The following is a 23,031-nucleotide window of genomic DNA, read 5'->3' as shown; positions in this document are numbered from 1 at the left end:
TCCGTCGATGGCGCGATCCGCGCCATCAACTCCCTGGTGACAGTGTCTGCTTACAAGTCCCGAGGAGGATCATGAGCGTCGCGGATTCGAGGCGGCTACGACGCCATCTATTTATTGAGATGATAAACAATATGTGTCGACATGCGCCTCATACAGGCATACAGTGGGTCAAGCGCACGACTTGCGCGCCCGCCCCGATGACGTGGCCTTTTGACAAGGGTGCGATCATCGCCGACGGCCGTGTCGTCAACTTTTCACTGGGGGGCATCGTCCTTTTGACGACGGCGCCTATTACAACCGGGGCGGGCATAGGGTGGGGAGCGATGCTACGACAGGGGAGGCGCTATGAGTGGAATCGATGAGCTCGCGGAGATGTGCGCAGGGGGCGGCCTCCTCGCGGTTACTGGCGCGGGACTATCCACCGACTCGGGTCTGCCCGACTACCGGGGGACGGGATCGACGCCCAAACCGCCCGTCGAACTCGACATGTTCGTCTCCGACCCGGTGTGGTACCGCTGGCTCTGGTACCGCAATGAGGCGACATGGCTCGCCCTCGAGAATCTCGAACCGAACCCGGGGCATTGGGCACTGGCGGCGCTCGAACGCTCAGAACACCTCATCGGCGTCGCGACCCAGAACATTGACCGCCTCGATGCACGAGCCGGAGTACAGCACCTGTGGGAGCTCCACGGTCGCTACGACACCGTCGACTGCCTCGACTGCGGGCGCCGTACCACCCGAGCAGAGCTCTCGGAGAGGCTGAGCGCGCTCAACCCCGACTGCCCGCACGACACCGACCCCGCACACGTCGACATCACGCCCGAGGCGGACCGCGCCCGCGCCGAGGCCTGCACCTTCACGCCCGCCTATTGCGATGCCTGTGGCGGGATGCTCAAACCCTCCATCGTCATGTTCGGCGAGGGACTGCCCGAAGCGGCGTTCGGCCCCGCATTGGATGCGGCATGCCGATGTCGAGTCGTCCTCGTCGCCGGCACCTCACTCGTCGTGTCGACGGGCAGATGGGTCGTCCAAGAGGCCCTGCGATCCGGCGCAACGCTCGCCGTCATCAACCGCGGGCCAACGGAGGTGGACCGTTTTGCCGATGTGCGCATCGAGTCGGGAACGAGCACGGCGCTCGACGCCCTCGCGGTGCGCCTGGGAGGCTAGTCGCCGCGAGGGGGAGTGATCTGCTGCTTGTCGGCCGCCTGCGCTTCCACTTGGCGGCGGGCGACATCCATGCGCTCACGGATGATGCGGATGAGTGCCGCCGACGCGTCCGGGTGGGCGTCAATCCACTTTTGTCCACTCACCACGAGGTCGACGCCATCCGCATATCCGGCAATATCCGAAGGGAACATGAGGGTGACGATGTCCTCGGCCGTGTGGAAGGTGTTGTCCGCCCATACGCGCTCAAGAGCATTGAAGTAGTCCTCGACGAAGGGGGCGTAGGACTGGGGGGAGGTGCGAGCCTGAGCCCAGAAGCCCGACACCATCGCCCAGCGCGTATCATTGGGAATCGACTGGTCGGAGACGACGGCGTCGAAGACCCGCCGCTTGTTATCCGGATCATCGAGTGCAGCCCGGGCACAGGCGGCGTTCTGGTGGCCGGTCATCGTGCCGTCCTCCGCCTCGAGGGCGGCGATCTCGTCCTCGCCTGCGGCGCCGCCGCGCACGAGTGATGTCAGCAGCGTCCACCGGCAGTCGAGGTCGAGGTCAAGCCCCGACAGGGTATCCGTCCCGTCGTAGAGCGCCTTGATCGCCGCGAATTGGTCATCGGCGGTCGCGGCCCGGGCCGCTGCACGCACCAGCATGTTCTGGGAATCCGACCCGGCCTCGGCGGTGCGGGCGAGGAACAGCAGATCGCGAGCGACTCCGGCGAGGGCCCCGTCGCGGCGCTCGGGGGCGACGAAGGTGCGGACCGCTTCTTCAATGTGGCGCAGGACGAGCTGCAACATCGACATATTCGTCTCTCGCGAAATGGTGGCCGTCGCCATCGTCAGGAAGTCGTGCGCCGACATCTCCCCATCGCGCGTCATATCCCATGCGATCGCCGTGACGATGCCGCGGGTCAGCGAATCCGTGATCGCGTCGATATGACGGGTGGCGAAGGCGAGGGACTCGTCATCCATGCGGATCTTCGCATAGGCGAGGTCCCCGTCGTTGAGGAGGATGAGGTCCGGACGCCTGAGCCCCCGAGCGGAGGCGATCTCGGTGCGCTCGCCGTCGACGTCAAGTTCCTCATGGAAGATGCGCGCGAGCGAGCCCCGCTCGTTAAGGGAGTACCCCGCGACCGCCATGCGATGCGGCCGCAGCGAGGAGCCCTCGGAGAAGAACTCCTGGATGACCGCGAGGGTCGTGATCGTGTCGTCGTCACTCAATTCGACGGTGGGGCGCAGCAGCGTCACCCCGGCCTCCTCGAGCCAGACCCTCGCCCAGGCGGACAGGTCGCGGCCCGAGGTCGTCTCCAATTCGGAGAGCAGATCGGCGAGCGTCGCATTGGCGTAGGAGTGGGCCGTCAGGTAGGCGTGCAGGCCCTCGAAGAAGGCGTCGCGCCCGACGTAGGAGACGAGTTGTCGCAGCACGGAGGCTCCTTTGGCGTAGGTGATGCCGTCGAAGTTCACCTCGACGTCGGCGAGGTCGCGGATCTCCGCCTTAATCGGGTGGGTGGTGGGCAGCTGATCCTGCTTGAGCCCCCAGTCTTTGCGGAGCATGAACCCGGTCCACGCATCAGTGAACTCCGTGCCCTCTGCGAGAGCAAGGTGGCTCATGTACTCGGCGAAGGACTCGTTAAGCCACAAGTCGTTCCACCACTTCATGGTCACCAGGTCGCCGAACCACATATGGGCGAGTTCGTGAAGGATCGTATTGGCGCGCGTCTCCAGCTGTGCGGCAGTCGGGCGGGTGCGGAAGACGTAGGCGTCACGGAATGTCACGCAGCCCGCGTTCTCCATCGCCCCGGCGTTGTATTCGGGGACGAAAATCTGGTCGTACTTCGTGAAGGGGTAGGCGATGCCGTACTGCTTCTCGAAGAAGGCGAATCCCTTGCGGGTGATATCGAGGATCCGGTCGGAGTCGAGGTGTTCGAGCAGGGATGCGCGGCACCAGACGCCCAGGTCGATGGTGCGCCCGTCGGTGGAGACGAGCGAATCCTTGACGCCCTCGTAGGGTCCGGCGACGATCGCCGTGATATACGTCGACATGCGCTCCGTCTCGGCGAAGCGATAGATCCACGCGGATGGCGACTTCTCGGGCTCGGGGGTCGGCGCATTCGAGAAGACCACCCATCCCGCGGGCACGGTCACCGTCACAGTGAATGTCGCCTTGAGGTCGGGCTGTTCGAAAGTCGTGTACACGCGGCGCGCGTCGGGCACCTCGAACTGGGAATAGCAGTAGTCCTTGCCATCCGCAGGATCGGTGAAGCGGTGGAGTCCTTCACCCGTGTGCATGTACTGGCAGTCGGCGTCGACTTCGAGCACATTGTGCTCGGCGAGCGAATCGAGGCCGATCCGATGGTCCTGATGGGCCGACGGGTCAATATCGGCGCCGTTGAGGCGGATGGAGCGGACATTCGTCGACACGAGATCGGCGAAGGAGGAGGCCCCAGGAACGGCATCGAACTCGATGCGCGTATGAGAACGGAAATCGGCGGCGCCCGTCGTGAGATCCAGATCGATGTCGTAGTGGTGCACCGACAGGATGTCGGCGCGCTCAGACGCCTCGTCGCGGGTGAGGTTCAGGCCGGGCATGGGTCACCTTTCACAGTGTCGAATCAATAGGACGTGAGGGATGATTACAGGCATTTTTGCACTCTTGCACCCGATCCTGCATCCGGGTGAGAGAAAACCGTGTGTATTCGCTAGTCGGCGCGTCACCAAATGCGCACCCTCTCAGTGGGGGCGAGCCACATCGCGTCATCGGGGCGAACATCGAATGCCGCATAAAACTCGTCGACATTGGACAGAACCTGATTACAGCGGAACTCGGCAGGGGAGTGCGGGTCGACTGCGAGCATCTGGGTGGCGAACTCGATACGCGCCGCAGTGCGCCACACCCTCGCCCACGAGTAGAAGAAGCGCTGCGGCCCGGTGATGGAGTCAATGACGGGGGCCGACTCGGGAGTGAGGCCCTGGGCTTCAAGAGCGGTGACCCACGCCGCCCACGCGATCGACAGACCGCCGAGATCCCCGATGTTCTCCCCGACGGTGAGCGCGCCATTAACAGTCGGCGCATCGTCACCCGCCAAATCCGCTGGGGTAAGGCTGTCGTACTGGTCGACGAGGGCGGACGTGAGTTCGTCGAAGCGTTCGCGGTCCTCCTCCCACCAGTTCTCCAGGTTGCCGTGCGCGTCGTAGCGGGATCCCTGGTCGTCGAAACCGTGGCCGATCTCGTGTCCGATGACGGCGCCAATCGCGCCGAAGTTCACGGCGTCATCCGCCTCGGGGTCGAAGAAGGGGGGTTGGAGGATCGCCGCGGGGAAGACGATCTCATTGAGGGCCGGATTGTAGTAGGCATTGACGGTCTGCGGTGTCATCAGCCATTCGTCACGGTCGACGGCCGTGCCGAGCTTCTTCCACTCGCGCATCGTCTCGAAGGCAATGGCTGCGGCGACATTCGCGACGAGTGGGCGCTGCTCCGACACGTCGAGCCCGGCGAGATCCTTCCACTTCGGCGGATAGCCGATCTTCGGCTTGAATGTCGCGAGTTTGTCGAGAGCCCTTCGTCTCGTCTCCTCTCCCATCCATTCCGAGGCGCGGATCGCCTCTTCGTAGGCGCGCAGCAGCCCCGCGACGAGCTCATCCATCCGCTCCTTCGACGAGGGCGGGAAGTGCTTGGCGACCCAGATGCGTCCGACTGATTCCCCCGCCGCGCTCTGCACGAGTCCGAGGGCGCGCTTCCACCGGGGGCGGATCTCCTTCGTCCCCGATAGGACGCGGCCGAAGAAGGAGAAGTTCTCCTCGACGAATTCGTGCGACAGCAGCGATGCGCGCGCGTCGATAAGGGAAACGGAGAGCCAGAGTTTGATATCGTCGAGACTCGTCTGCCCCCATGCCCGGGCGGCGGCGGTGAGGAAGTCCGGCTGGTCGACATTGACGACCGTTTCGTCGTCGAGGGGCGCGTCGGCACCCTGGGCCCACTGGTGCCAGCCGAACCCGGGGGCCGATTCCCTGAGTTCAGCCCATGTCATCTGATTGTCGGAGAGCAACGGGTTGCGATTCGACACCGAATCGCGGTGGTATGAGGCGAATGCGGTTTCAAGGCTCATGATGCGCCCCGATGCGCCGGAAGCGTCCTCGTTGATGTCGGCGAGAGTGATGAGTCGTTCGAGGTGGGCGACGTATTCGTTGCGGATCTGCGAGTAGGCGTCCTCACGGTAATAGGCCTCGTCAGGCAGTCCGATCCCGGATTGGACGAAGGAGAGCATATAGGCGGAGGAGTCGTGGAGGTCCGTTCCGACGTAGACGCCGAAGAAAGAGCCGATTCCCTCCTTCATGAGGCGCCCCGACAGGGCGTCCAACTCGTCGCGGGTCGCCGCGTTCGCGATGGCGTCGAGATCGGGGCTCAGAGGGCCGATCCCCGCGGCATTGATTGCGTCCTCGTCCATGAACTGCGACCACAGCGTGGCGATGACCCCGGCATCCGGGTCGTCGAGTGTTCCGACGACCGCCTCTTCGGCGATGGCGCGCCCTCGTTCTTCGCTCAGATCGCGCAGCGCGTGGAATGCCCCGTCGACGGGGCGGTCGGCGGGGATTTCGTGGTGGGCCAGCCACGCTCCGTTGACATGCCGGTAGAAGTCATCCTGCGGCCGGATGGAGGGATCCATGGTGTTCGGATCGAGGACGTGTGCGCGAATCTTGTCAGACATGGCTCCCACTGTAGGGGACGATCATCGCTGCGGAGGCATCCGAACGGTGATGATCAGAGAGAAGAGGAGTATGCGGATAATGCGGCGGACTCCGGATCGGATTTTGGCTACGGCAATGCGATGTAATTCGGGGGGGGAAAGGTGCGTGTAAGCCGTGTCATGCGAATCGTCAAGACCTTCTCGCGGATGCGTGCACGTATGTGCGAAGGGTGTGAACAATGCGCTCAATATGCTGACGGCGCGGCACTATTGAAGATAGCGAAGAGGCCCGGGTGGACCGCGCCCACAGGACTGACAGTGAAGGGATCGAAGGTGAAGACGATCAACACTGACGTCGTCGTCATCGGTGGCGGCTCCACCGGTGCCGGTGTCGTTCGCGATGTCGCAATGAGGGGGTTTCGAAGCGTCCTCGTCGATCGTGCCGATATTGCGCAGGGCACCTCGGGACGTTTCCATGGACTGCTCCACTCGGGAGGACGCTATGTCGCGTCCGACCCCGAATCCGCGACCGAATGCGCCGAGGAGAACCTCATCCTCAAACGCATCAATGCCAACTCCATTGAAGACACCGGTGGGCTCTTCGTCGTCACATCCCAAGACGACGAGGAATACGCCGACACATTCGTCGAGCGCGCAAATGCGACGATGGTGGCGGCGCGAGAGATCCCCGTATCAGAGGCTCTCAAACGCGAGCCGCGACTCGACCCGGGACTCAAGCGCGCCTTCGAAGTCAACGACGGCTCTGTCGACGGTTGGCAGATGGTGTGGGGCGCCATCCGCTCCGCACAGGCCTACGGTGCTCAGATCCTCACCTACCACCGCGTGACGAATATCGAGCGGGAGGGCGACCGGGTCAGCGCAGTCATCGTCCACGATGAGCGCGGCGGTGAGGACATCCGTATCGAATGCGCCTTCGTGCTCAACTGCGGTGGCCCCTGGGCGGGACAGATCGCTGCTATGGGCGATTGTCACGGCGTCGAGGTCGTCCCCGGTGCGGGCATCATGATCGCGATGAATTACCGGCTCACCCAATCCGTCCTTAACCGGTGCATCTGGCCCGCCGACGGCGACATTATCGTCCCCGACCACCCTGTGTGCATCATCGGGACGACCGACCTCAAAGTGGAGGATCCCGATGCCCTGTCCATTCCGGGAGAGCAGGTTCAGCAGATGCTCGACGCAGGCGAGGCGATGCTTCCCGGATTCCGCAAGGCGCGTGCCCTGCACGCCTGGGCGGGGGCGCGCCCCCTCATTAAAGACTCCCGAGTCGCCGCATCCGATACCCGCCACATGGCGCGCGGCATGAGCGTCATTGATCACCACAGCCGCGACGGCGTTTCCGGCATGCTCACGATTGCGGGCGGCAAACTCACCACCTACAGGCTTATGGCTGAGCGCATCGTCGACATCATGTGCGACGAGATGGGTGAGCAACGTGAGTGTCGCACGGCCGACGAGGTCGTCCCGCCCGCCGAGGGGGGCAGGCTCTACACGATCGGGCACCGTCTCGAAGAGCTTGAGCACAACAATACGGCGCCCAGCCACGATCAGGTGATCTGCGAATGCGAACTCATCACCCGCTCCATGCTCGAATCCGTCATGGATACCCTCCCTGGTGGTCAGCTCGACGATGTGCGCCGCCAGGTGCGCCTCGGAATGGGCCCCTGCCAGGGCGGCTACTGTTCGCAGCGGGCCACCGGCATCGCCCACGAGCGCGGCGACATCGACTCCGTCAAGGCCAATGAGCTGTTCCGCCTCTTCCTCAAGAACCGCTGGATCGGACTGTGGCCGATCCTCTACGGCAAGCAACTGCGCCAGGCGGCTCTCGACAATTGGATCCACGAGGGCGCCCTCGACGTGGAGCACCTTCCCGCACCCGTCAAGGAGGACGTGCGATGAGAGACGCAGTAGTCATCGGCGCCGGCATCGCAGGCTTGGCCGCAACACTCCGTCTGGCCCGAGGCGGTGCGCGAGTCACCCTCGTCGCCAAGGGACTGGGAGGGCTCCAGCTCTCCCAGGGCACCATCGACATCCTCGGGTACTCCGCCGATCGCGTCGACGCGCCCCTGGAGGCCATCGAATCCCATGTGGCGACGCGCCCCACCCACCCCTACACCCACTTCACACCCTCTTACGTAGGCGAAGCAGCATCGTGGGTGCGAGACCTCCTCGGCGATGACCTGCTCGTCGGGGACCCCGATGAGAATGTGCTCCTGCCGACCGCCGTCGGCGCGCTCCGCCCCACCAGCCTCTACCAGCCGTCAATGGCTGCGGGAATCCCGAAAGCCGGGCGCGGGTACGTGATCGTCGGACTGCGTCAGATCAAGGATTTCTATTCGACGCTCATCGCGGAGAACCTGTCGCGTCAGAGCGGCGCCGACGGACAGCCAATCATCGCGCGCGCCGAGATCATCGACTTCGAGATCCGCCCGGGCGAAGCGGATACGACCTCGACGAATGCGGCGCGCGCCCTCGACGATCCGCAGATGCGCGCCCGACTCGCCGACGCCATTGCCCCGCTCGTGCGCGACGGCGAAGTCGTCGGCCTGCCCGCGATCCTCGGATTGAACGACCTCGCCGCGTGGAAGGACCTCGCGTCCCGGCTCGGGCACGAGGTCTTCGAGATCTTGATGCAGCCGCCATCAGTCCCCGGGATGCGACTCAACCAGACGCTGACCGCCCTCGTCAAGGATGAGGCGCGCTTCATCCTCGGCTCTCAGGTCACCGGCATCGAAGTCGAGGACGGGCAGGTCCGAGCAGTGTCGATCTCCACCGCGGGACGGAACACGCGCATTGAGACCAAGAGCGTCGTCCTGGCAGCCGGCGGATTCGAGTCCGGTGCCATCGACATGGACTCCTATGGCACCGTCACCGACACGATCCTAGGCCTTCCGATCCTCGGAGCCGAGGGACAACTCCTCCACGGCGACTTCTGGGGGTCCGACCAGCCGGTCTTCCTCGCGGGCCTGAACGTCGACGATGCGATGCATCCCCTCGACGCGCAGGGACGCCCCGTCTACTCCAATGTCTACGCCGCAGGGTCCAACCTTGCGGGCGCCACCCGCTGGCGCGAGAAGTCGGGCGAGGGCATCGCCCTCGCCTCGGCCCTGCGCGCCGCCGACGAGATCCTCGGGAGCATCGCATGACCATCGAAGAAGCATCCGTCCTGGACCTAACGGCAGAAGAGTTCGGCCTGCGCGCCACATTGGACGCCTGCGTTAAGTGCACGATCTGCGAGACCCAGTGCCCGGTCATGCGCGTCACCGACCTCTTCGCGGGCCCCAAGTATTCAGGACCGCAAGCGGAGCGGTACCGCAAACCTGGCGTCATCGTCGACAAGTCCATCGACTACTGCTCCTCATGCGGCACCTGCTCACTCGTGTGCCCCCAGGGCGTCAAGGTCACCGAGATGATCCACCACGCCCGCACGAAGATGAAGAAGGAGCAAGGCATCCCGATGCGCGACCAGCTCATCGGGCGCACCGGATTCATCGGCACGATGATGACGCCCGTCGCCCCGATCGCGAATTGGGCCCTCGACGTCAAGCCGATCCGCATCGCAATGGAAGCCGTCATCGGCGTCCACCGCTCCGCTCCTATGCCCAAGGCCGCGGGGCGCACCTTCGAAGGCTGGTTCAAGAAGCACACGCCCCTTCCCAACTCCGGAACGAAGGGGCAGGTCATCTTCTTCCACGGTTGCGCCGGCCAGTACTTCGAAGTCGAGACCTCCATCCACTCCGTCCAAGTGCTCGAGCACCTCGGCTACGAGGTCCTCGTGCCCAAGCACGGCTGCTGCGGCCTCGCCCTACAGTCCAACGGCCTGTACGACGAGTCGAGGAAGTACGTGTCCAAGCTGACGAATGACCTGCGTAAGGCGAATCGCGACGCGCCGATCATCTCCGCATCCGGCTCGTGTGCGGGAATGCTGCGCCACGAGGCCCACGAGATCCTCGAAATGGACACGCCCGAGCTGAAGGACGTCGGCTCGCGCACATGGGACATCTGCGAGTTCCTCATGCACCTGTACGACAGGGGAGAACTCGACCTGGGCTTCAACCGGATCGACGTGACCATCCCGTACCACGCTCCCTGCCAGCTCAAGTCACAGGGGCTGGGCCTGCCCGCCGTTGAACTCATGGAACTTATCCCGGGCGTGACCGTCAAAGAATCGAACCAGCCGTGCTGCGGCATCGCGGGCACCTACGGCATGAAGAAGGAGAAGTACGACATCGCTCAGGCGGTCGGCAAACCCGTCTTCGACTTCATCAAACAAGTGAATGTCGAATTGGCGGCGTGCGACACCGAGACCTGCCGCTGGCAGTTGCGCACAGCGACGGGTGCGAATGTCGTGCACCCGATCTGGCTGATCCACAAGGCCTACGGCCTGCACTGATCCACCGTGACAGGGGCCCGCAGCCACCAATGTCTGCGAGCCATCGTCGTCGTGTCGCAGTCGTGCACCGAGGTGTCGATCGGGGTGCGAAGCGGTCAAACGCTGGCGGAGGGGGCGAGTCTTTGAGACAGTAGTGACACGTGGCGATCAAGGAGGCTGATATGACCACTCGACACCGCCGTGTCCTCACGCACGCTGCGGCACTGGGCGTCGCATGCGCCATCGCAGTGTCCGGATGCTCGTCCTCGATGCCGTCGGCCAGCGAGGCCAGAGACTATTCGTACAGCATGGGCAGTGCGGACTCATCAGCGGAACCGATGGATTCCGGCACCAAGACCGCGGGGACCGCTGGCTCCGCCTCCCCCACAGACGCCTCTCGAATCGACGTTGATGAACAGATCATCGTCACTGGATCGCTGCGGATGGTCGTCGAGAGTCCCGGCGACGCCGCATCGCAGATCACGGATATTGTGAGAGCCCATGGAGGCCAGATCGCCTCCCAGTCCCTCTCAACGCGCTCCAACCTGCCGTATGCGAATATGACGGCGCGAATCCCCGCGGCCTCCTTCGATCAAGCCCTCTCCCAGATTCACGAACTCGGAGACGTCAAATCGATGACGACGACGAACGAGGACGTCGGTGCGCAGGTGGCCGACCTCGATGCGCGGATCGCCGCACTGGAATCCTCAATCGCTCGGCTCACCGAACTCATGAAAGATGCGGCGACAACGGGGGAGGTGCTTGAGGCGGAGCGCGAACTCACGAACCGCCAGGCCGACCTCGACTCGTTGAACTCCCAGCGCGCCTGGTACGCGGACCGCGTCGCCCTGTCGACGCTCGACATCGAATTGTCCTCCCCGTCAGTCGAAGCCGCCCCCTCGCGGTCGGTGTGGGTCAGATCGTGGGAGTCCTTCCTCGAAGGAATGAACATCATCGCCTACGTCCTCATCATGCTCGCCCCGTGGCTCATCGTCATCGTCCCACTGGTGGCGTTGCTCATCTGGTGGTGGCGCAGACGGCGCGCACGTCGAGCGCTCCAGGCGACGAATACCGACAATGGCGCGGGGCGCTGGTGGCGCCGCAATGCGCCCACGGCCACCACAGTCTCCAATGGGGCGTTCGCTCCTGCGGAGACTACAGCGGTCGGCGTCGACACGACATCCATCGAGGGCGAATCCGCCCCGATAAGCGAGGAGGCCGACCATGAGTGAACGTCGCAAAGCCGTCGTTACCGGGGCATCGACTGGAATCGGCGAAGCCACTGTTCGCAAACTGAGGAAGCTCGGATGGGACGTCGTCGCAGTGGCGCGCCGCGAGGAGCGGCTGCGCGCACTCGCCGCTGAAACGGGCTGCTCATTCGAAGCAGTCGACCTGCGTGACGGTGCCGCAGTAGAGGCGATGGCCCAACGGGTGAGCGAGGCAGGCCCCGTTGACGCCCTCGTCAATAATGCGGGCGGTGCGCTCGGAGTGGACAGCGTCGCCGAGGCAGACCCAGACAAGTGGATCGCCATGTACGAGCGCAATGTGATGACGGCGCTGCATTGCACCCGTGCATTCCTGCCCGCGATGCGCGAGCGCGGCGGTGACCTCCTCTTCCTCACCTCGACGGCGGGGCACGACACCTACCCCGGTGGGGGCGGCTACGTCGCGGCGAAGCACGCCGAACGCATCATCGCTAACACCTTGCGTCAAGAACTCGTCGGCGAACCCGTCCGCATCATTGAGATCGCTCCGGGCATGGTGAAGACGCCGGAGTTCTCGCTCAACCGTCTGGGCAGCGCCGAAGCCGCGGAGAAGGTCTACGAGGGTGTCGCCGCGCCACTCGTCGCTGAGGATGTCGCTGACGCGATCGTGTGGGCGCTCACTCGTCCCTCGCATGTCAACATCGACTCCCTCATCATCCGGCCCGTCGCACAGGCGACGAACACCCTCGTCGCGCGGAAGGGCTGAGAGGGAGCATGGGGCGAATCCTCCTGATCCTCGTTCTCGTGGTCGTGGGAGTGCTCCTCATCGATAGGTTCTTACTGCGGGCCGAGTCAAGAGGGTGGATCTACTGGCGGCGCCGCCGATCCGGGTCCGGTGCTGCGGCCTTCGAAGCGATGAATGAGATCCTCGTAACGGGAGCGCCCCGATTCGTTGAGGAGGAAGAGGCACAGTCGAGCCTCGCCGTCGAGGTCGAAGAGGGGGCGCCGCCCTCGCCCGAGGGACGCAGGGAAGACTCGCCGCAAGAGACGCGCGAGTAAGACTCCCTTGCCCGCATTCGGGCAGACCGGGCGCCAGCGCCCGGTCTGCCTCGATTCGCAGGTCCTTGAAATGGCCCGTTCAGAGCCGGTCGGCGACCTGCTCCATATCCTTGTCGCCCCGGCCCGACAGGTTGACGAGCAGCAGCAGCGGCTCGGCGTCCGCCCCATTCGCCTCTATGTTCTCGCGCGCCATCTTCAGCGCCTGCGCCACGGCGTGCGAGGACTCCATCGCGGGGATGATGCCTTCGCAACAACTCAACAGCTTGAACGCCTCGAGAGCCTCGTCGTCGGTGATGCCGACGTATTCGCCGCGGCCGGTGTCGGCGAGCATCGCATGCTCGGGGCCGACCGACGGGTAGTCGAGGCCCGCCGAAATGGAATGCGAGGGGAGTACCTCGCCCTCGTCGCTCATCATGACGAAGGAGCGCATGCCGTGGAGGGAACCGATCCTGCCAGCGCAGATCGGCGCGCCGTGCTCGCCCGAATCGAGGCCCTTTCCGGCGGGCTCAACGCCGATGAGGCGCACGCCCTCGTCGGCGATGTAGTTGGCGAAGGAGCCGATGGCGTTCGAGCCGCCGCCGACGGCTGCGACGACCGCGTCGGGGAGGCGCCCATAGCGATCGAGCATCTGGGCGCGTGATTCTTGGGAGATCACTTCCTGGAAGGTGCGGACGATAGTGGGGAAGGGGTGGGGGCCGGTGGCAGAGCCGAGGAGGTAGAAGGTGTCCTCCAGGCGCGTACTCCACTCTTCGAGGGCGACGTCAATCGCGTCCTTGAGGCCCTGATTGCCCTGGGTGACGCCGATGACAGTTGCGCCCATGAGCTCCATGCGCTCGACATTGGGGCGCTGGCGGGCGACGTCGTGAGCACCCATGTAAATGGTGCACTCCATTCCCATGAGTGCGGCGACCATGGCGGTGGCGGTGCCGTGCTGGCCGGCGCCGGTCTCTGCGATGAGGCGCTTCTTGCCCATCCTCTTGGCCAAGAGCGCCTGCCCGAGGACATTGTTCCCCTTGTGGGCGCCGCCGTGGGCGAGGTCCTCGCGCTTGAGGACGATGCGCGCTCCGCCGCCGACGGGAAGGTTGCGGCATTCGAAGAGAGGGGTCTCGCGTCCGAGGTAGGTGCGGCGCAACTCGTCGAGTTCGGCGAGGAACTCCGAGTCGCTCATCGCTTCGGTGAAGGCGGCTTCGAGTTCGTCGAGTGCGGGGAGGAGGAAGTCGGGGACTTCCTGGCCGCCGAAGCGGCCGAAGAATGCGGGGAGGATGGTGTCGCGGACTCTCGCCTCGCCGAGTCCGTCAATGCTTCCCGTCGGGATGCGGTTGGCGGTGGGAGCGGCTCCTGCGGGGTTGTGAGCGGTCATCGGGGTTTCTCCTGAGTTGATGGTCGAGTGTCAGGCGGGCCCGGGTGCGAAAAACGCCCGCCGACGAGGGCGAGCGTGAATAGGGTACAACAGTGAGCGGCTCGCCTTACGGGAGCCGCCACCAGGTGCGGGTTGTGCATGTCGTCACGGTGATGACTGTAGCGATGGGAGTGACCTGCGCAATCCGATGTCCGCATTCTGGATGCGCGGGGTAGGCATCATCTGCCCCAGCGCCACCACCCGCGAAAATGCACACACTCTTCGATCATCGTGTTCGTTCGATCCGCATGATACTGCGGTTCACGTTACGGTGACGGTCGTCGCACGAGCGAGACTGTGTGCATTTGTGCGCCTCTGCGACACTAGAGGCATGACGACCTGGATCCCGCCTCGGCGTGCTGACGTTGGCGCCCCCTTTATCCCCGCTCCTGGACCGAAGGCCCTCGCCGCACTGTCCTCGACCGGGCGCATGCCGATCCTCCAGGGCCTCGTCCTCTGCTTCGGGGTGATCACCGCCCAGATCATCGCCCACACGATCATTCCCCACGGAATGTTCGGGGGCGAGGCTGCGCAAGTCCTTCGCAGCCTCGTCGCAATCATGCTCTCAATCGGTGTCTACATCGTCGCCGTCCGTTTCGTCGCCCAACGACCCGCCACTGACTTCGACAAGCGCGGATGGGCGGGCGAACTCGCGGTTGGCATCCTTCTCGGCGCGATCATTATGAGCATCGTCGTCGCCGTCGCGTGGGCATTAGGCGCGTACGAAGTAGTCGGCATCAACCCGAACAGGCTCATCGTGACATCCGGCGCTCAGGCCGCCCTCGCGGGCGTCGTGGAGGAAATCGCCTTCCGAGCGGGACTATTGCGCCTCATCGAGCACCGGCTCGGCACATGGTGGGCGTTGGTCCTCACCTCCGCGCTCTTCGGTGCCGCTCACCTCGCCAACCCGGAGGCCGACTGGTGGGGAGCCATCGCGATCGCCCTCGAAGCGGGAGTGCTGCTCGGTGCCTGCTATATCGTCACACGCCGACTGTGGTTGGTCATGGGGGTCCACGCCGCATGGAACTTTATGCAGGGCGGGATCTTCTCCTCCGACGTGTCCGGCAACGGCCTGGAGAACACAGGGCTCCTCTCCGCGCGTATCGAGGGGCCCTGGTGGTTGACGGGCGGTGACATGGGATTCGAAGGATCGGTGACGGCCGTCCTCCTCTGCCTGTCGGTTGCGGTCGTGCTGCTCGTCGCCGCACGTGCACGCGGCCTCATCGTGCCCAGGAACGCTTTCAGATTCGAGGTCGTCGGCCCCTGCGGCCCCATGGAGGACCAGCTCGGCGAGCAGCCGACTGAGTCCAAGCGCACGCATACCGATGCGGCAGATGAGACGACTAGTCGCTAGAGTAGGCGGTGACGCTGATCCGGCCCCGGATCCTCGCCTTCGGGCGGCAGACGGGGGTATCACCGGGGAGTTTTCGGAAGAACGGGCGCCCGCTTCGTGGCAGTGCCTCATTAGAACCGGACGGGTAAGCCCGACACAGCTGTGAATAAGCGGCTGCACCCCCGAGTCGGGGGAGCGGCAAGCGGGGTGGTACCGCGGGTCCCGGCGTCGCCGGTCCTCGTCCCTGTGCAACGAACAGACGAGGACACCATGACGAAGCACGGCTTCTATCCCCGCCACCGCGACACCGAGGTGGACCCGAGCCCGTCCTTCCCGCAGATGGAAGGCGAGACACTGGCCTTTTGGGCCGCCAATGACACCTTCCACAGGTCCATCGACAACCGTCCCGCCGGAGCCAATGGCGAGAACGAGTTCGTCTTCTACGACGGCCCTCCCTTCGCGAACGGCCTGCCCCACTACGGCCACCTCCTCACCGGCTACGTGAAAGACATCGTCGGCCGCTACCAGACGATGCTCGGGCACCGCGTCGAACGCCGCTTCGGCTGGGACACACACGGCCTGCCCGCAGAACTCGAAGCCCAGCGGATCCTCGGGATCGACGACGTCACCGAGATCACCCGCGAAGGTGGCCTCGGCATCGGCGCGTTCAATGACGCCTGCCGCTCCTCCGTCCTGCGCTACACAGACGAGTGGGAGGACTATGTCACCCGCCAGGCCCGCTGGGTCGATTTCGCGAACGACTACAAGACCCTCGACCCGGAGTACATGGAATCGGTGATCTGGGCGTTCAAGACTCTCTATGACAAGAACCTCGCCTACGAGGGCCACCGCGTGCTGCCCTACTGCTGGCACGACCGCACGCCGCTGAGCAACCACGAACTCAAGATGGATGACGAGGTCTACCAGGACCGCCAGGACAACACCGTCACCGTCGGCATGCGCCTGACCGAACCGATCGTCGAGGGCGCTGAGGACACCGAACTCGTCCTCATCTGGACGACCACTCCCTGGACCCTCCCCTCGAACCTGGCCGTTGCCGTGGGCCCAACAATCGACTATGCGGTCGTGCGTGTCGCAGAAGACCTCGAATCGCCCCTCGCCGGCCAGCGCGTCATCCTCGCTGAAGCCCGCCTGGGTGCCTACGTGAAAGAAGTTGGAGAAAACCCCGAGGTCGTTGCACGCCTGAAGGGTTCAGACCTGGCGGGTCGCAGCTACCATCCGATCTTCGACTACTACAACACCGCCGAACACCGGTCCGAGGGTGCAGCCCCCGGTCCGAACGGCTGGAGCATCATCCCCGGCGACTACGTGTCCACTGAGGACGGCACCGGCCTCGTGCACATCGCCCCCGCCTTCGGTGAGGACGACATGTTCGTGTGCATGGAGGTCGGCATCAAGCCCGTCATCCCCGTCGACGAGGGCGGATGCTTCACCTCTGAAGTCACCGACTACGAGGGCATGCAAGTCTTCGAAGCGAACAAGCCGATCATCGTGGACCTTCGCGACGGCTCGGGCCCGATGGCTCGTATCCCTGAGGAGCGGCGCGCCGTCCTCGTCCAGCAGAAGTCCTACGTGCACTCTTACCCGCACTGCTGGCGCTGCCGCAAGCCCCTGATCTACAAGGCCGTGTCCTCCTGGTTCGTGAAGGTCACCGCGATCCGTGACCGCATGGTGGAGCTCAACCAGGAGATCACCTGGGTGCCTGAGCACACGAAGGACGGGATCTTCGGCAACTGGCTCGCGGGCGCACGCGACTGGTCGATCTCGCGCAACCGCTTCTGGGGAGCGCCGATCCCCGTGTGGCGTTCGGACGACCCGAACTATCCGCGTGAAGACGTCTACGGCTCCTTCGCTGAACTCGAACGCGACTTCGGAGTGAAGGTCGACAACCTGCACCGCCCCTTCATTGACGAGCTCGTTCGCCCCAACCCGGACGACCCGAGCGGCAAGTCCATGATGCGCCGCATCCCCGACGTCCTCGACTGCTGGTTCGAATCCGGATCAATGCCCTATGCGCAGGTCCACTACCCCTTCGAGAACGCCGAATGGTTCGAGTCGCACTACCCGGGTGACTTCATTGTCGAATACATCGGTCAGACCCGCGGCTGGTTCTACACCCTGCACGTCCTGGCGACCGCCCTCTTCGATCGTCCGGCGTTCACGAACGTCGTCTCGCACGGCATCGTGCTGGGCGACGACGGGCGCAAGATGAGTAAGTCGCTGCGCAACTACCCGGACGTGAACGGAGTGTTCGACTCCTACGGCTCCGATGCGATGCGCTGGTTCCTCATGAGCTCACCCGTCGTTCGCGGCGGCAACCTCATGGTCACGGACGTGGGCATTCGCGACACCGTCCGTCAAGTGCTCTTGCCGATCTGGAACGCCTACTACTTCTTCACCCTCTACGCGGGAGCTGCGAACAAGGGCGAAGGCATTGAGGGGCGCTTGCTCGACCTCGGTGACCCACGTGTCGTTGACGGCCTCGTCGAAATGGACCGCTACCTGCTGGCCCACACGCGAGACCTCGCGAGCGGCGTGAAGGCGAGCCTCGACGAATACGACATCGCGAAGGGCTGCGAGCTGGTGCGCGACTACCTCGACGTGCTGACGAACTGGTACGTGCGCACTCAGCGTCAGCGTTTCTGGGATGAGGACCAGGCGGCTTTCGAGACGCTGTACACGGCTTTGGTGCGCCTCATGGAGGTTGCCGCGCCGCTGCTGCCCCTGCTGACCGAGGAGATCTGGAAGGGCTTGACCGGCGGTGAGTCTGTGCACCTGGTTGACTACCCGATCCTGCCCGAGGCCGTGGCCAACGATGCCCTCGTTGCAGCAATGGACGAGGTGCGTGATGTCGTGTCTTCTGCTCATGCGTTGCGCAAGGCGAACCAGTTGCGCGTGCGCCAGCCTCTCCAGGGCTTGCGGGTCGTGTCCGAGCAGGCTGAGGCGCTCTCTTCTTTCGCGGGACTTATTGCTTCCGAGGTCAATGTCAAGGATGTTCGCCTCTTGACTCCGGCCGAGTCTGGCCTGTCGGTCTCCACTGAGCTTTCCCTCAACCCGCGTGCCTTTTCGCCTGAGATTCGCAAGCTCACTTCGCAGCTCTTCAAGGCACAGAAGGCGGGGGAGTGGCAGGTGTCCGAGGACGGGGCGTCTTGCGTCTTTTCCGGCGTTATGGTCGATGGTGCACCTGTTTCTTTGAGCGGCGAGCAGTTCAGTGTGACGACCTCGGTGAACGCCGACGAGGGACAAGTTGCGGATGTTTTGGCGAATGGCACTTTCGTCGTGCTCGACACTGAGCTCACGCCCGAGCTTGAGGCCGAGGGGTATGCGCGCGATGTCATCCGTGCCATCCAAGATGAGCGCAAGAACGCGGGCCTGCACGTCGCCGATCGGATCGCGCTCACCCTGGGCGTGCCCGCAGAGCATGTCGGCGCCGTCGAAGTGCACCGCGAGATGATCGCGGCGGAGACTCTCGCTCTGTCGGTATCGGTCGAGACTGCGGATGCTCTGAGCATCACAGTGGTGAAGCTGTGAGTGTGATCGGCTGAGCGGAAGTGTGGTTTGACCGGCTGAGGGCATGCCTGCGACTCGCTTGTCGAGCGCGCGGCGTGGTCGCCTGAGCGATGGCACGGCTCGACCGACTGAGGGCGCGCCTGAGAAGTGTTTGTCGAGCGTGAACGGGGCGCGGGCAGGGAACTGCTCGCGCCCCACGCCTTTGCTGCGGTCCCGCATCACGCGGACCTCCACCCGCCCGCTGCCGCGCACTCACCCTCTGCACGTCGGAATCTTCCCGCTTCCCGCACCCCGTCCGCTCCCCATTTCTCGCGCACCGCGCTTATTCGTTCGCCGTTCATGCGGCGTCCCCACGTCTATCGTTCGTCCTGCCGATCAAGTGGTGGGCAGGGCAGAGTTCTCGGCGCATCGACACCGTCCTATCGACTGGTTGACCTCATGACCGGATGAGAAGACATGATCCGGCAATGGCGTCGTGTTCTCCTCAAACCGTTGGCGTGTCCTTGCCGCGCCGTTTCGAACCGGGCTCATTTGCGCATGGTTTCTTTGCGTGGGTCTCTATTAGGGTCGGTCGTTACGGGTGTGGTCTGTGTATACGTTTTCAAGGGTTGGTGTGTAACCATGTGGATGGGTGGAGGCTGTGTGTTGGGGGTAGCCAGGGGTGGTGGGGGTCTTTTAGGGTGCGTCTATGACCCCGAACATGTACTCCCCGAACCGTCCTTCCAAGCGCGGCACTCGCTGTCGGCAGGCGGCATGGATCTTTGGCCCGGACACTGAGGTCGGTGCCGACGATGTCACTACTGTGAGCCGCCACCCCGCTCCCCCCACGCACGCGAGTTCTGCTCTTCATTTGGACACGCGTACTTTTGTTGGCGCATATCACCGTGCGGTGTTTGATGTGTGTCGTCTTGTGGGTGCGGTTGTACGAGGTGTGCGCGGTAGGACAGGAGGGTGTGGTGTGTTTGGTGGCGTGCGTCGTCTTGTTGGTGGTGTTGTGGCGTTATGTGTGGTGGGGCTGGGTGTGGGGGCGTGTGGGTCTTCTGGTGGGACTGAGGCCGCTTCCGGCGTGCAGTCTGGTGTGGAGCGTCAGATGTCGGGGGAGTACATTCTCAACCCTGATGGGACGTTGTCGAAGATCCCCGTCCACGTGCACGAGCCGCAGCTTCAGTCCAATGCGTATACGTATTCGGCTTTTGGTGCAGAACAAGCCGCGAAGCATTACCTGGCGCTCATGGACTACGCGTGGGAGACCGGAGACACCACCTCCATTCGAGCGTTCGTCAACGCCGATACCTGCGCCGGGTGCATGGACCTCATTGAGCGGGCCGAGAACTTGTACGCTTCGGGTGGATGGTCACATCACGGGAAGTACACGGTTGTTGAGGTTCACGAGACCATTGATTTGTCTGATCGGGTAGGCATTCCGAATTCTTTCGCAGTGAGATTCCTCGTCCGCAACGAAGCGGCACAGACCTATCGGGATGGGGTCCTCACTGACCATCCTGAGTCGCTCGCGCTCGTTGATTTGTTGATGCATTGGGATGGAGAAAAGTGGTACGTGTATGAACAGGAGGCGAATGAGTATGAGGGGTAGACGTTTCGTCGCAGTAGTTGCGCTCACACTGGTTGCAACGGTGTTCTCATCCCCGACCGCAGTGGCCGATTCGATCGATACCAAAGCCATTCAGCATTCAACTGATGGTGACACGGTCACTGTTGGTGCGGAGCGGCAGGCGGAGCAGGATTCTGGGGCGTCTGTTGATTCGTCTGTGGTTGAGTCGGGTGAGGTGCGTGTGGGGGTGGCTCCTGAGGTGGAGCGGAGGTTGTCGTGTTGGCAGAAGCGGGATGCGGGGAATTTGGATCTGGAGGATCCTACGTGCAAGAACGTGACGTGGACTGCGGGGGCGAATGGGGTTCCTGACGATAACCACGATCAGAGGATTCGCTTGCCTGTGCCCACCACTGATGAGGAGCCTGTTGACAGTGTTCCTGACGCTCGCGTGCTGTTGGAGTATGCGGTCGCCCGCGTGCAGGCTAGTGGCGCTGGCTTGGTGAAGCAGCCCACGTGGGACACGCTCATCGATGTGCCCACCCTGGTGTATGTCACTGCCCCGACGCAGACGCTGACCACCACCTTGTTCGGCGCACAGGTGACCCTCACCTTGGAGGCGACACGGTTCTCCTATGACTTCGGGGACGGGACTGCGCCGGTGGTGACCACAGACCCGGGTGCCCCGTATCCGGCCACGCGCGTGTATCACGTGTATCAGCGTAAGCAGCCGGATGTGGTGATCACGCTGACAACGACATGGCGGGGGAGGGTGACCAGTCCTTTTGACGGATCGACAGCCTCTTTGAATGGTGTGGTGACGACGGTAGAGTCCACACAGCCATTTAAGGTGTGTAAGGCGCATATTTACACGGTTCCTCTCCCAGAAGAACGCACCCGCGAAGAACAAGCCCACCTCGATGAGTTCGAGCGCCGCTCCACACAAGAATGCCACCTCTGGAACACCACCCCCACCCACTAAACACACACAACACAACGCTAGCAATGACACAACGCTGATAGCCACGAAGGGGGGAACAGTGATCAGATCTTCCTACGAGGGGCACAATCGCAAGGTTGTCGTGGAAGCCGCTCGGTGGAGTGCCGACGCGCATCACGTCTACGGCTGTGCATTCCTTCTCGCAGCGGACGTCTGCTTCTGCGACTTGGAGCGATGCCTCGATAAGGGCACATGGATAGAGGGGCCTCTCCCGCTTCGGAGCGGCAACAGGGCGCGGACCAAGAACACGCGCCATATTCGCCCCGATGAGCAGCGCCAGAGGATTCTGGGCCCCGACATCTCCCGCCTCACTCACAATGTCAATGGCTCGGTCAACCGCTTCCACCTGCCAATCGAATTCGACATCGCCGGAGACAATGGCGACCCCGTTCACGTCATTGGAATCGACCTGATTTGTACCGACGACAACACGATTGTGCGCAGGCCCCGCAACGCAACGGATACCGATGGGGACCATGTGGTCCCCGCGGTGCTCATCGTGCATTTCATTCCTGCGGACTGTGGTGACGACGATGCTCAGGCGATGGACTTCCCGCTCTTCGATGACAACCGCTTGTGGAGCATCAGGCACCTTGCAATGGGGGAGAGGCGTTGTGACTTCGTCGAATGCCTGCAATCCGTGATCGATCCCGCCTCTGCTGCTCCGATCGGCAGGCCGGTTCGCATTGTCGGCACTAGCGCGACTTTGCGCACCAGTCAGATCCCCCTGTACTACGTGCTGACGGACGCCGACGGAGCACGTGCCGTCACTCATGGGCGGGAACCTTCTGAATCTGCTCGGCGCCTGTGCGTCTTGGACACGGGAGCACAGCCTGGGGGCACATGCGACGCTGATTATGCAACGCGCAGCGTGTGCGTTCAGAGTTGGAACATCGCATTCTCCGACTTCGGCGCCGGATTCTTCTGCTCCGACCTCGACAATGATGACAAAGCGCGGAGCCTTCGCAAAGTCATCTCTGATGCCTGGGTCGATTTGGTCGCGCTTGAGCTGTTGCAGTTCTCAATCATCGAGTGGTTCGCTGATCGCGCCGCGCTGCTCGCGGAAGAATATGGCCGACGGGTATCCATCCGTGGGGGAGAAGAGTTCGATGTCGCATCGTCGGAGCAGATCGGCCCGACTGCGCGCGCACTGTGGACGCAGTTCATCGCCTTCCAGGCGCGCTACAACATCGCGGAAGCGTCGTCGAAATATGCGCACTCGAGAGTCCTCATCGGATTCGAATCCCAGTTCACTGACAGGATCAGCCGTCTCCGTCAGCGCACGCGCGACAACCTTGATCACTTGGGGCAGCTCGCGAAGATAGAGTCCGAAGAGGTTGAGGCCGAGAATCAGCGCAGGCTCAGTGCTCTGGATCGTCGCGAGGCGAGGGCGGAGCGTGAATTCAACGAGGTGGTCGGCCTCATTGCGACGGTGCTGCTCCCTGCGACGATCACTCTCGATGTGCTGTCGTGGTTCACGTGGCCGTGGTGGGTCAATGCTGCTGTGTTCGCAATGGTTGTGGTTCTCGGCCTCTTGGTCGGCCCGAGGGGCCTGCAATGGTTCATCGCGCGGCGGATCGACCGACGAGTCTCGGACAAGTGAAGCCGAGGGATTACCGCTGATCGTCGCCGTTCATTGACTGATCGGCGTTGATACCGACGTCCGCACGGGTGGTCGACGCTCCAGCTCAAAGGGGCCGAAGAAGCGAAGATCGAGTGC

15 protein-coding genes are annotated in these 23,031 nt (G+C 63.6%); 12 read left to right on the top strand and 3 right to left on the bottom strand.

The window, feature by feature from the left end:
- Positions 1 to 345 precede the first annotated feature (345 nt).
- Entirely contained in the window at positions 346 to 1,167 is an 822-nt protein-coding gene (locus tag BQ7471_RS01445) for an SIR2 family NAD-dependent protein deacylase (RefSeq protein WP_076463678.1), read from the top strand.
- On the opposite strand, the gene pepN is transcribed toward BQ7471_RS01445, so the two are convergent.
- Together pepN and BQ7471_RS01435 are read right to left on the bottom strand one after the other, a co-directional pair.
- Entirely contained in the window at positions 1,164 to 3,746 is a 2,583-nt protein-coding gene (gene pepN, locus BQ7471_RS01440; RefSeq protein WP_076463676.1) for an aminopeptidase N, read from the bottom strand. The two genes, BQ7471_RS01445 and pepN, sit on opposite strands and share 4 nt — an antisense overlap.
- Before the next feature lie 122 nt (positions 3,747 to 3,868).
- Complete coding sequence (locus BQ7471_RS01435) at positions 3,869 to 5,863, bottom strand: M13 family metallopeptidase (RefSeq protein ID WP_076463674.1); 1,995 nt, start codon at positions 5,861 to 5,863, stop codon at positions 3,869 to 3,871.
- 312 nt (positions 5,864 to 6,175) lie between these two features.
- Between BQ7471_RS01435 and glpA the strand changes: the two genes are divergently transcribed.
- The 6 genes from glpA to BQ7471_RS01405 all read left to right on the top strand — a co-directional run bounded on the left by glpA (position 6,176) and on the right by BQ7471_RS01405 (position 12,499).
- Positions 6,176 to 7,762, top strand: a complete 1,587-nt coding sequence (gene glpA / locus BQ7471_RS01430) for an anaerobic glycerol-3-phosphate dehydrogenase subunit GlpA (protein WP_076464363.1) — start codon at positions 6,176 to 6,178, stop codon at positions 7,760 to 7,762.
- Complete coding sequence (glpB, locus tag BQ7471_RS01425; RefSeq protein ID WP_076463673.1) at positions 7,759 to 9,009, top strand: glycerol-3-phosphate dehydrogenase subunit GlpB; 1,251 nt, start codon at positions 7,759 to 7,761, stop codon at positions 9,007 to 9,009. Before glpA ends, glpB begins: the two co-directional genes overlap by 4 nt.
- Positions 9,006 to 10,256, top strand: a complete 1,251-nt coding sequence (locus BQ7471_RS01420) for an anaerobic glycerol-3-phosphate dehydrogenase subunit C (protein ID WP_076463671.1) — start codon at positions 9,006 to 9,008, stop codon at positions 10,254 to 10,256. The genes glpB and BQ7471_RS01420 overlap by 4 nt, the downstream gene beginning before the upstream one ends.
- Before the next feature lie 161 nt (positions 10,257 to 10,417).
- Entirely contained in the window at positions 10,418 to 11,467 is a 1,050-nt protein-coding gene (locus tag BQ7471_RS01415; protein WP_076463670.1) for a DUF4349 domain-containing protein, read from the top strand.
- Positions 11,460 to 12,206: an SDR family oxidoreductase gene (locus BQ7471_RS01410; protein WP_076463668.1), complete on the top strand. Its 747-nt coding sequence runs from the start codon at positions 11,460 to 11,462 to the stop codon at positions 12,204 to 12,206. The genes BQ7471_RS01415 and BQ7471_RS01410 overlap by 8 nt, the downstream gene beginning before the upstream one ends.
- 8 nt (positions 12,207 to 12,214) lie before the next feature.
- Positions 12,215 to 12,499, top strand: a complete 285-nt coding sequence (locus BQ7471_RS01405) for a hypothetical protein (RefSeq protein WP_076463667.1) — start codon at positions 12,215 to 12,217, stop codon at positions 12,497 to 12,499.
- Between the two features lie 79 nt (positions 12,500 to 12,578).
- Here BQ7471_RS01405 and trpB read toward each other — a convergent pair whose 3' ends face one another.
- Positions 12,579 to 13,859 (bottom strand): tryptophan synthase subunit beta, encoded by a 1,281-nt coding sequence (gene trpB, locus BQ7471_RS01400; RefSeq protein WP_076463665.1) that lies wholly within the window; start codon positions 13,857 to 13,859, stop codon positions 12,579 to 12,581.
- A 370-nt stretch (positions 13,860 to 14,229) separates the two neighbouring features.
- On the opposite strand from trpB, the gene BQ7471_RS01395 reads away from it, so the two are divergent.
- The 5 genes from BQ7471_RS01395 (at position 14,230) to BQ7471_RS01375 (ending at position 22,914) form a co-directional block, all read left to right on the top strand.
- Entirely contained in the window at positions 14,230 to 15,252 is a 1,023-nt protein-coding gene (locus BQ7471_RS01395; protein ID WP_076463664.1) for a CPBP family intramembrane glutamic endopeptidase, read from the top strand.
- Positions 15,253 to 15,501: 249 nt separating this feature from the next.
- The gene (gene ileS, locus BQ7471_RS01390; RefSeq protein WP_076463662.1) at positions 15,502 to 18,783 is read left to right on the top strand and encodes an isoleucine--tRNA ligase; all 3,282 of its coding nucleotides are present in this window, start codon (positions 15,502 to 15,504) and stop codon (positions 18,781 to 18,783) included.
- A 1,069-nt stretch (positions 18,784 to 19,852) separates the two neighbouring features.
- Positions 19,853 to 20,356, top strand: coding sequence for a DUF6318 family protein (locus tag BQ7471_RS01385; protein ID WP_076463549.1), 504 nt, complete (start codon positions 19,853 to 19,855; stop codon positions 20,354 to 20,356).
- Positions 20,346 to 21,293: a hypothetical protein gene (locus tag BQ7471_RS01380; protein ID WP_076463661.1), complete on the top strand. Its 948-nt coding sequence runs from the start codon at positions 20,346 to 20,348 to the stop codon at positions 21,291 to 21,293. Before BQ7471_RS01385 ends, BQ7471_RS01380 begins: the two co-directional genes overlap by 11 nt.
- A 58-nt stretch (positions 21,294 to 21,351) precedes the next feature.
- Positions 21,352 to 22,914: a hypothetical protein gene (locus BQ7471_RS01375; protein WP_076463659.1), complete on the top strand. Its 1,563-nt coding sequence runs from the start codon at positions 21,352 to 21,354 to the stop codon at positions 22,912 to 22,914.
- The last annotated feature ends 117 nt before the right edge of the window (positions 22,915 to 23,031 follow it).

The sequence above is a fragment of the Actinomyces mediterranea genome (assembly GCF_900155595.1).
Taxonomy (GTDB): Bacteria; Actinomycetota; Actinomycetes; order Actinomycetales; family Actinomycetaceae; genus Pauljensenia; species Pauljensenia mediterranea.
This window is presented reverse-complemented; position numbering and strand designations above follow the sequence as displayed.